The organism is Cryobacterium sp. N19 (genome assembly GCF_002929595.1).
Lineage (GTDB): Bacteria > Actinomycetota > Actinomycetes > Actinomycetales > Microbacteriaceae > Cryobacterium > Cryobacterium flavum.
In genome coordinates, this window is sequence record NZ_PJJR01000013.1 from 1 (window position 1) to 2,287 (window position 2,287).

At 61.7% G+C, this 2,287-nt stretch carries 3 protein-coding genes; 1 reads left to right on the forward strand and 2 read right to left on the reverse strand.

What is annotated here, in order from left to right:
* The first annotated feature begins 118 nt into the window (after positions 1 to 118).
* Positions 119 to 535 carry a hypothetical protein gene (locus tag CXY78_RS00110; RefSeq protein WP_104087441.1) on the forward strand — a complete coding sequence of 139 codons (417 nt, stop codon included), beginning with the start codon at positions 119 to 121 and terminating at the stop codon, positions 533 to 535.
* Positions 536 to 878: 343 nt separating this feature from the next.
* On the opposite strand, the gene CXY78_RS00115 is transcribed toward CXY78_RS00110, so the two are convergent.
* Positions 879 to 1,460, reverse strand: a complete 582-nt coding sequence (locus CXY78_RS00115; protein WP_104087442.1) for a recombinase family protein — start codon at positions 1,458 to 1,460, stop codon at positions 879 to 881.
* 491 nt (positions 1,461 to 1,951) lie between these two features.
* Complete coding sequence (locus CXY78_RS00120; RefSeq protein WP_233206019.1) at positions 1,952 to 2,176, reverse strand: hypothetical protein; 225 nt, start codon at positions 2,174 to 2,176, stop codon at positions 1,952 to 1,954.
* Between the last annotated feature and the right edge of the window lie 111 nt (positions 2,177 to 2,287).

The following is a 2,287-nucleotide window of genomic DNA, read 5'->3' on the forward strand; positions in this document are numbered from 1 at the left end:
AACGCACCGACTAGGTGTAGCCGTCTTCGGTACGAACTCTGCGTCGGCCGTGATCATCTACGCGCGCTGAAGCCCGCAAGCGGAACCCCCTGCGGACGTCCGCCGATAGGGTGGTGGCATGGTCGGCATGTGGGAAGGCATCACGCGCGTAAGTGCAACACTGTGGTTTGCCGTAGCGGTTCTGTTGACGGTGGCTGGATACATTGGCGGAGAGGACGCCCTGTGGTCTCTCTTCTGGCTGATCCCACATGCGGTGATCTTGTTCGGCGTGTGGCGCGGTAGTCGGACCGCCTGGGCAATCTTCGTGAGCGTCAGCGTGGCCCTGGCCGCAGCGCTGGCATTTGTCGGCATCGGAACGCTGTTCGGGTCCGGATTCGTCATGAACATCTACTGGTGGGGGCCCACAGCCCACGGCGCAGCGCTACTTTGTCTCATCGCTTTTCGAGCAAGCAGGCGGCGAGCCGTCACCGTCACGCATCAAACGATCCATGATTTTCAGTCTGAACGCCAACGGTCTCAGCACGCCGCTCTTTGAGCGCTCGCGTCAGAGTCGACGGCTCGACCGGAATGGATGCGCCTTTCGTACGGTCGCAGAATCAGTGGGCCCGTTCCGGTTCATGGCCGGTGGGCGCTGCCACCCACTCCTGGAGTTGGGCAGCCCGTAAGCCGGACCTCCACCGGGACGGCACACCCCACGGACACGTTCCGCGTCGCGCCAAATGCGCGCCGGGACCTTTGTGCCCGTAGGCCCCGCCCGAGAAAATGCCCGGTGAAGGGGGGCTAACCGGGGCAAGAAGTAGGTGCGTCGCCGCCGCAGCCCGCCCCCTTGTCGCCACACGTTCTTTATCGCCAATACTGCGACTGGCCCCACCCAAGCGTCACGATCCGAGGTCGGAAATTCTCCGATACAGAGTCGCGCGCGACATGCCCAGATCTCGCGCGACCTGGGTTGCGGACTCGCCGGCGTTGACCAGACGGCGCGCGTTCAGGATCTGGCTTTCAGTGAAGCGGGGGCGTCGCCCGCCGAGATCCTTCCCGGCCGCGCGGCGTTTACTCATTCTGTCCACGATGCGCTCGCGTTTGATCGCCAGTTCCATTTCAGCCAGCGCCGCCATGACGGTGAAGACCATGCCGCCCATTGGCGTGCTCGTGTCCACGTCTCCCCCGCCCAGGTTCAACACACGGAGCGCAGCCCCGCGGGTCCGCAACACCCCCGCGAGCTCGAGTATGTTGGCTGTCGACCTCCCCAAGCGGTCAAGCGTAGTGACCACGAGGGTATCGCCCGCCTGCAAGGCGTCGAGGGCCGCATCAAATTCCGGCCGCCGTGCCCGCCCACCGCTGACACCATGATCAACATAGACGTCGTCCTTGCGAATGTCGGCGGCGATCAGATCCATGATCTGCCGATCCGTAGCCTGAATCTTGGTCGAAACCCGCGCGTACCCGATCAGCTTCGCCATTGACGCCTCCAAATGTCTCGCAACTGTCCCTACCTACGGAAATCCTAGAACTGGGTAAAAACACACGTTGCGAGACACGACGACTCTTCCCCTGTCCGCGGTTGCTAGTTCCCCATCGCTGTCACCGAGCGGATGTGCGCACCGGATATCTGCAGGATTGCGTCGCACCGATTTGTCTCGTCAAAGTGTCTCGCAGCCCACGGGTTGCGAGAAGTGGTCTCCGACGTACCGGTGGGATCTAACCAACTGCTCGATCCCTTGAGCCCTCGCCTAGATGCGCAAAAGCGCCGCCCGGATCTGACCGTCAGGAACTGCCGTGATTCAAAAGTACGCTTCCGTGCGTTTCCTTTATTTACTGCCGGGCGTTGCGGTGCGTCCTATTCTGTGCCGACTAAATTCTACGAGCACGTAGTCCAGGGCAGGCATTCTGCGGTCTCCCCAAGAGAGTCTTTTTTGTTAATCTGTGACCATCCTCTGGACACCGAGATCGCTCACTCGCCGAGCACTTCATCGAGAATTTCCGCCGTCACTGGATCGACTATGTCGGCCGTGACCACGTAGCTGTTTCGCGTGGTCTGCTCGTTGGCATGGCCGAGAAGTCGAGAGGCCAGAGTGATCCCGGCCGCCCGCTCGATCAGCGTGGCCGCCGTGCGCCGGTAGATGTGCGTGGTGTACTCGTCGACGTCGACGCCCAATTCGACAAGACCACCACGCACATCCTCAACAAATGCGCGTAGCAGGCGCTCTGAACCGTCCCGGGTTTCATGCCGCCGTTTTGTTGGCGGCTTCGATATTTATCGGGCCGTTTGTCCCAGCGTAATAGTGGA